The 7657-nt window shown below is 32.2% G+C and carries 5 protein-coding genes and 1 other RNA gene; 2 read left to right on the forward strand and 4 right to left on the reverse strand.

Features of this window, described 5'->3' with window-relative positions:
* Positions 1-126: 126 nt before the first annotated feature.
* From QNK89_RS03575 to QNK89_RS03585, 3 genes are all read right to left on the reverse strand, one after another.
* On the reverse strand, positions 127-921 hold the full coding sequence (locus tag QNK89_RS03575) for an SDR family oxidoreductase (protein WP_340169596.1): 795 nt from the start codon (positions 919-921) through the stop codon (positions 127-129).
* A 73-nt stretch (positions 922-994) separates the two neighbouring features.
* Positions 995-3925, reverse strand: coding sequence for a hypothetical protein (locus tag QNK89_RS03580; protein WP_340169597.1), 2931 nt, complete (start codon positions 3923-3925; stop codon positions 995-997).
* Positions 3926-3986: 61 nt separating this feature from the next.
* Positions 3987-5195, reverse strand: coding sequence for an NAD(P)-dependent oxidoreductase (locus QNK89_RS03585; protein ID WP_340169598.1), 1209 nt, complete (start codon positions 5193-5195; stop codon positions 3987-3989).
* A gap of 270 nt (positions 5196-5465) precedes the next feature.
* On the opposite strand from QNK89_RS03585, the gene ssrA reads away from it, so the two are divergent.
* Both ssrA and QNK89_RS03595 read left to right on the forward strand, forming a co-directional pair.
* Positions 5466-5860: a transfer-messenger RNA gene (gene ssrA, locus QNK89_RS03590) on the forward strand.
* A 475-nt stretch (positions 5861-6335) separates the two neighbouring features.
* Positions 6336-7085, forward strand: coding sequence for a fibrobacter succinogenes major paralogous domain-containing protein (locus tag QNK89_RS03595; RefSeq protein ID WP_340169599.1), 750 nt, complete (start codon positions 6336-6338; stop codon positions 7083-7085).
* 68 nt (positions 7086-7153) lie between these two features.
* Here the strand turns inward: QNK89_RS03595 and QNK89_RS03600 are convergent, their stop codons facing one another.
* Positions 7154-7318 (reverse strand): hypothetical protein, encoded by a 165-nt coding sequence (locus QNK89_RS03600; RefSeq protein WP_340169600.1) that lies wholly within the window; start codon positions 7316-7318, stop codon positions 7154-7156.
* Positions 7319-7657: the final 339 nt, after the last annotated feature.

The following is a 7657-nucleotide window of genomic DNA, read 5'->3' on the forward strand; positions in this document are numbered from 1 at the left end:
TTTCTATATAAATATAACAACTTGTATTGTAAATCTAATAACTTAACGTCTTAAATTGAAGTCTATTACTTATTAATAGTTATTAATTATTATTCGTTTTTTTAGGGTATTTCATTTAAAAAAAACTCAGGTAATAGGCGTTTCTTCTCTATTTTTTTCTTGAATCTTTCTTACTATTGAAGTTGTTCTGTTTCTTGATAAAACACGTGGTAAATTTGCTAACAATTTATTAAAAAAACCAGGTACCGCAACCACTTTTCCTTTAATCATCGCTTTAAAACCATAAGCAGCAACTTCTTTTGGACAGGCCATATTAAAACTAATTTTATTATTTGACGATGTACTAGAAACCACTTCTTGAAAACATGTTTTAGTTGGTCCTGGACATAAAACAGTTACTGTTACAGCTGTATCTTTAAGCTCGTTTGCTATAGCTTCAGAAAATGATAATAAGTAAGATTTTGAAGCATAATATAAAGCCATCATTGGTCCTGGTTGAAATGCTGCCAAAGATGATACGTTTAATATTTTACCACAATTTCGTTTAACCATTCCATGTAGCACTAACTTTGTTAAATGCGTAATTGTTATAATATGCAAATTCAACATCGCCAACTCTTCTTTCCAATTTGTATCTGTAAAAGAACCATAAATACCAAAACCAGCACAGTTAACCAAAACATCTATTTTTATATTATTTATGGTTTCAAAAACTGTTTCTGCACTATTATGCTTACTTAAATCTGTACCTATTATTTCAATTTTACAATTGTAAGAATTTTGTATTTCGGTTTGAATAGTTTTTAGTTTAACTTCATCTATATCTATTAAAACAAGATCGTAGTTATCTTTAGCTAGCAAAATCATTAGCTCATATCCTAAACCTGATGCTGCTCCAGTTACTACAGCTGTTTGTTGCATATATTATTTATCAATCACTATTTTTTTATATAAATATCTTACAATAAAACTGTTGATTTCTATTGTTTTAAAACTAGTTAACAATTAGTGTAACTGATGCTGATGAACAATTAGTAGTACTGGTAAAGTTTTCACATATTTGGTAATTAATTGTGTACGTTCCAGAAGGCACATTTGCTATTACAAGATCTACAGTTCCATCACTATTTAATACAAAATAATCGCTATCGTTAGATGTAGTTGATATAGCTACTGCATAATTAATCATATTTGATCCGTTTAGTGTATCGTTATCTAATACATTTAAGATTGCAGTTGTAGTTGAGGTTCCGTCTATATTATCTAATGCGTCATTTATTGCATTTAATTGGTTAAATACTGTTACATTAATTGGAGCTGTATCACAATTTGTAGGGTTTGCAGTTTCGCAAATAGTATATTCAAAAGTATATAAATCTGAAGGCGTAAAATCTAATTGTAAATTTAAAGTCCCATCTGCATTTAATACAAAATAATCTGATGTATCCTCTACAGTGGAAGTTATTGTTACATCATTTGCAGAAATACTTAAACCATTTAATGTATCATTATCTAATACATTTAAAACTGTAATTCCTTGAACAGAACCACTTACGCCATCTGTTCCATCTCCTACTGCATTTATAACATTAGTTGTTGAATCTGTATTAGTAATAAATAAGGTTACTGTTGCTGTGTCACAATTGTCTGGCGAGACAATTTCACATATTTGATACTCGAATGTATACGTTCCTGTTGTTATATTTTCGTTTACATCTACCGTTCCATCTACATTTAAAACAATGCCATTTGGTAAATTAATACCTGTTACTGTTACACTATTTACATTTACGCCAATTCCGCCTAAAGTATCGTTATCAAATACATTTACAACTGCTGTTGCGCCTGTGGATGATGTTACTTCTATGCCATCCATTCCATCGTTTACGGCATTTATAACATTGGTTGTTGTATCTGTATTCGTTATAAATAAAGTTACCGTTGCTGTATCGCAATTGTTTGGCGAGGCAATTTCACAGATTTGATACTCGAATGTATACGTTCCTGTTGTTATATTTTCGTTAACATCTACCGTTCCATCTACATTTAAAACAATGCCATTTGGCAAATTAACACCTGTTACTGTTACGCTATTTGCATTTACGCCAATTCCGTTTAAAGTATCGTTATCAAATACGTTTACAACTGCTGTTGCGCCTGAAGATGATGTTACTTCTATACCATCCATGCCATCGTTTACAGCATTTATAACATTGGTTGTTGTATCTGTATTAGTAATAAATAAGGTTACTGTTGCTGTATCGCAATTGTTTGGTGAGGCAATTTCACAGATTTGATACTCGAATGTATACGTTCCTGTTGCTATATTTTCGTTTACATCTACTGTGCCGTCTGCATTTAAAGAAATACCATTTGGCAAATTAACGCCTGTTACTGATACGCTATTTGCATTTACGCCAATTCCGTTTAAAGTATCGTTATCAAATACATTTACAACTGCTGTTGCGCCTGTAGATGATGTTACTTCTATGCCATCCATGCCATCGTTTAAGGCAGTTATTTCATCTGGAATATTTTCACAAGATAATTCTGTGCCTAAATCTGTAATTGGATTTGTAAAATTTCCTGAAATGATTTGGCTACTTTGATTGTTATTAAGATCTACTGATTGTATTGTAAAAGCAGTATCTGAACTACAATAATTCACATTTAAAGAAACTGAACCATCTAATATTGGAAAAACATAAGTTTGACCATTAAAAGACAAATCTATTTGCACATAACCATTTGTTATAGGATTGCCATCACAATTATTAAAAACACCAATAAGGTTAGTATCCACAATATTAGTTTCTGATACGGTTACAGTTATGTTTTGATCAGTACTAAAAGGACCAATTAATGTTGAAAAATTAGCTCCAGAACACCCATAATTTGGTACTACCAATACCATTTGATCATTTCTTGGAACTAAACCACATTCTAAACCTTGCCCATTAGTATATCCATAAGTACCTATAGAATTTAAGGCTGGAGAATATAAGTTTATTGGTAAATAAGATAATGGATTACCAGCTGTATCTACCAAATTAATACATAAGTAAACTGAAGGAATATCAAAATCCCAATTCCAAAAAGAAAAATGAGTAACATTTGCTACATAAGTATTGTTTTGTAATGTAGCCTGACCTTCTTCTTTCCAATAACCATTAACTTCATCAAAATGCCATAAAGGTATTATTTGTGGTGCATTTACTGCATTTGCCGCTAAAGGAAATGTAATTTGTGCTGTACTTCCATTTGCTATTTGTAATTCTTGATTAGAAGAACCTATTAACTCTACTGCTAGCATACCATAAGTCTCTAAAACTCTTAAATTACCATTTGTGGTTTGACCGATAAGAGTTCCAGGCATTTGTATGTTTATGTTTTCATCTTCTGTACTTAAATGTTTCACTACAACACTTACTTCACCACTATAAGGAACACCAATTGTACTCGTAAAATTTCCATCAAAAACTATTTGTGTCCCATTTGGTAAACTTATTGTACTTTCTTCTCCAGTATTAATAACTTGAGTTGGCTCCATATTTAATAACATAATTTGAACCAAATTCACACCTTCTTTAGGTGTTAATGTTCTAGAACCATCTATATAGCCTTCTTTTTTTGCTTTTACATAGGCGAATCTTTCTAAAACAGAGGCATCGTTTATAGAAAACACTCCATTTTGATCTGTAAGATCTGTTGTATTACCTACATTTATTAATACACCTTCAATTGGTTGGCTATTTTCATCTACTATCTTACCAATAAAATTCGCTTGCTCTGAAGCACCAAAATTTTCTAAAAAATTCTCTGGTATTATGTCTAATGAATTAAAAGAAGAATCTATAGGCTCATTATTACATGAAATAATAAAAAACATCGAAAATATAATTGCAATTAATCTAAAAAATCTCATAGTGTATTATGTTGTTTAGTGAGTGTGATTTTTAATTTTATTTTTTGTAATATAAATAAATTTATTCTTTTCCATCTACATAATCTTTTAGATATGAAAAACGTTGCGTAAATTCACCATTCTTTGTAGTCATTTTTGCACGTTCTAAAATACCATCTGCATCGTTATTAAAGAAAGCTGGAATAACATATTTTAGAAACATGTCTCCAAAACCTTCGCTGGCGTCTTTTGGTAATTCGCATGGCAAATTATCTACAGCCATCATAGTAATAGCTCCTTTTGCATTGAAATCAACTTCTTTTTCCGTATTAGCATCGTAACCGTAAAAAGGCTCTGCAATGCTAGAAGATCTGATGGTTGAGGCTATTGGACCATCGATATCGCAAGAAATATCTGCTACTAAATTAATTTTAAATTCTGGATGTTTGGCGTCTGCTCTTGTAAATAAATATGGTGCGCCATCTCCATAAAAATGACCAGCAATAAAAAAGTCTGTAGCTTTTGCGTAAGGCATGAAATTACTTTCGTAACCTTTTGCATCTTTATAAAAAGTAAATTTATCGCCTACTTTACCATCTATACGTTTTGCATATTCCATAACATCTGCTAGGCAATATACTGGTTTTGTAAACTCACATGTTAAATATAAAGCGTCGCTAACTTCTTTTATTTTTAAATGGTCTAATATTTCTTTTGCGCCTTTTGCTACTTTACCTGTTCCTGTTAATAGTATTTTAATATTTGGTAGTGTTATTTTATCGAGTTCTGCTTTAACTGCATCTAAATCTCTAAGTGCTTCTACTTTTGGTAAGTTAAATAGTTTATCTCGTAAACCTAAAGCCCTAAATCCATTATAGGCACCAACTAAACCTGCATAACGCCCAAAACCGATAAGCCTTGCGCCATTCTCTTTTACAATAGTTTCGTGATCGTATAGTTCGATATTCTTTTCTAAAATTGCTTTTAGTAACTTTCTATTATAAGGTTGTTTTTTTATAGTATGACTGAAGAAAAAATATTTTTTATTTGGAATTAAAGATTCTATTGGCACTTCTTTTACACCAAACATAACATCTGCATCTTTAACATTTTCTGAAACCTCAATGCCCAATTCTTGATATTCTGAATCTTTAAACACACGAATATCTGAAGCTTCTACAACCAGTTCTGCTTTAGGAAATTTAGCTTTTAATGTTTTTAAATCTTGAGGTGAAAAAACCACACGACGATCTGGCGGATTTTTACGTTCTTTAATTATGGCGAATTTCATGTTTTGAAGAATCTTATTTGTTTTGCTAAAATACTTTTATAATTAGGGTTTCGCAAATAAAAATAGTGTTTTGTATGGCTTTTGACACAATATTTTTAGTAGTTTTGCTTTATTTGAAATTTGTAATACTGTTTCTTGGTTAGCGCGTTAAGGATTGATGCGGCATTCTTTTGATTTTTCTGCAAAAGATATAGCGGAAAGCCTGACACTTTTTTTGCCATTAAAAGCAAAAAAAGGGTAACGCCATAAAAATTACTATATTATATTTTTGGGGTCGACTGGTTTTGACAGCGAGATTAATTAACTAGTAAGCACGTCGTGTAATGATTTTGAAACACGTAAAAAGCTAAGTCAACTTTTTAAACGGCGAGAATAACTACGCTTTAGCTGCCTAATCCGAATTATAGTAGGATTAAGCCTCGGCTCACAAGGTGAGCAAGCTTTATGTCTCCGGAAAGCCTTGATTGACGGCGTTCCATTTGAGATATCGTAAAAGTCAAGATAGATTAGGTAGTGCTTTGTTGCCTTTTCGAGATTAAGAAGATAAGGTTTCAGTGGGTAGTTTCTAACCAGCTTTAACTCGAAAAACTAAGAAGAAAATAAGCGTGTAGAAAACTACTTACTTACTTGTTTGGACGAGAGTTCGATTCTCTCCGACTCCACTATTAAAAACCTTAATTATTTGTTTATCAAATAGTTGAGGTTTTTTATTTTTATATTTGTACGATTATTGTACGGTAAATCATTCTTAAGTCCAAAAAACACCAAAAAATCCGAACCATCATTTTCAAAACACCCCCCCCATATCGATTTTAAAGACGTTTTCTTTTTTGAGGGTTTACTGTAAAATGTAGGTATAGCCTAAAGCCATATGGAAAGAGATGTTTTTTAATAATTTCCCTTTACACAATATCTTATTTCTCCTCTCGGGCAATTGGATAAATCAGTCGGGGCGTATTTAAAGGCAGATGAACTTTACAGCCAATTATACCAAAAACACTTTAAAAAGACTTATGCAGGAAAGCCGACCAAAAAGTATTTGCGAATAATAGAGCAGATACAAAAAGCTAAAATTTAAAAATCTACTTTTAATTAGTTAATTTATTTTAATACATTTGTGATATAATCAAATTTAATGTAATGAAAAAACTACTCTTACTCTCCGCTTTATTCATCTTCGCCTGTAGTAGTGATGATAGTTCGGATACGAATGATAATAATGATAATAATAACAGTGAGTTACTGAATTGTGATGGTAATCCCATTCCCACTATTGTTTACGGGACACAAGAATGGACTGTTGAAAATGCCTGTCATATTACATACAGGGATGGTACACCAATCCCACAAGTTACAGATGATAGCGAATGGGCAAACCTTACAACAGGTGCTTGGTGTTATTATAACAACGACCCTACAAAGCCAAGGCTTTATAATTGGTTTGCAGTAGCAGGTATTCACGATACAAACCCTAACACACCAAATAAAGAATTTGTACAAGAAGGTTGGCACGTGCCAACAGATGCCGAGTGGACAACGCTTGAAGAATACCTTATAGCAAATAGTTATAATTATGATGGCACTACCACAGAAAACAAAATCGCCAAGTCAATGGCATCAATTACAGGATGGAACAGTTCAGCAGGTACAGGAGCAATAGGCAACGACCAAAGTTTAAACAACGACAGTGAGTTCAACGCGGTCCCAGAGGGTTTCCGTTACTACAATGATTCGTTCGTCAATGAGGGTTACGATGCAATCTTTTGGAGTTCCACTGAGGACAATTCAAGTGACGCTTGGTACCGCAGCCTGGGCACCAATTACAGTGTCCTAGCCTGGGGCGTCTACAACAAGCAAACGGGATTTTCGTTGCGTTTAGAAAAAGAATAACCACTCTACTAATAGGCAAAGTCAAGTCAGTAGCTTCTACTTTATAGCTTCCATTGTCTGTTTTAAGTTTACCCTGCTAAATCTTTGAACTTAAAGTTGTCTAAACTTTTCCTGTTTACCTTTTCATTTCCGTTACTATCTACAATAGTTATTTGTATGTCTTGTGGTGTGTCTTCAACTATATGTTGTTTTATGGATTGTTTAGGTAATGAATGCTTTAATGCTATATCCAATAGCTTTAGTCTTTGATTATTGGTTACCCCCGAAAGGTTTTTTTTAATGCAGTAATGTACCTTATTTGTACCTTGAAAACGTAAATCATTGATAATCAATTGAAGTTATTTTTTGTATTGAAAAATATTGAGTTCAATTATAAACATTAGTATAAATCAGTTAACTGAATTAATAAACTTTAATTAATTAATTTTTAACACTTGAAAAAAGTATTGATTAATCAAGCTCTGTAACGTCTGCAAAATAGATTTTTCTACCATGTATAGGGTGCAATACAAAAACCCTAAGGAATGGGTGTTTGTGTGTGAAGGTTGCTTACTTAAAGTCAAAGAGAATAA

This window comes from Lacinutrix sp., from assembly GCF_037625555.1.
Classification (GTDB): Bacteria; Bacteroidota; Bacteroidia; order Flavobacteriales; family Flavobacteriaceae; genus Lacinutrix.

Coding starts and splice junctions, on each gene's coding strand:
- QNK89_RS03575 (WP_340169596.1), bottom strand. CDS start 921: ATGCAACAAACAGCTGTAGTAACTGGAGCAGCATCAGGTTTAGGATAT.
- QNK89_RS03580 (WP_340169597.1), bottom strand. CDS start 3,925: ATGAGATTTTTTAGATTAATTGCAATTATATTTTCGATGTTTTTTATT.
- QNK89_RS03595 (WP_340169599.1), top strand. CDS start 6,336: ATGAAAAAACTACTCTTACTCTCCGCTTTATTCATCTTCGCCTGTAGT.
- QNK89_RS03585 (WP_340169598.1), bottom strand. CDS start 5,195: ATGAAATTCGCCATAATTAAAGAACGTAAAAATCCGCCAGATCGTCGT.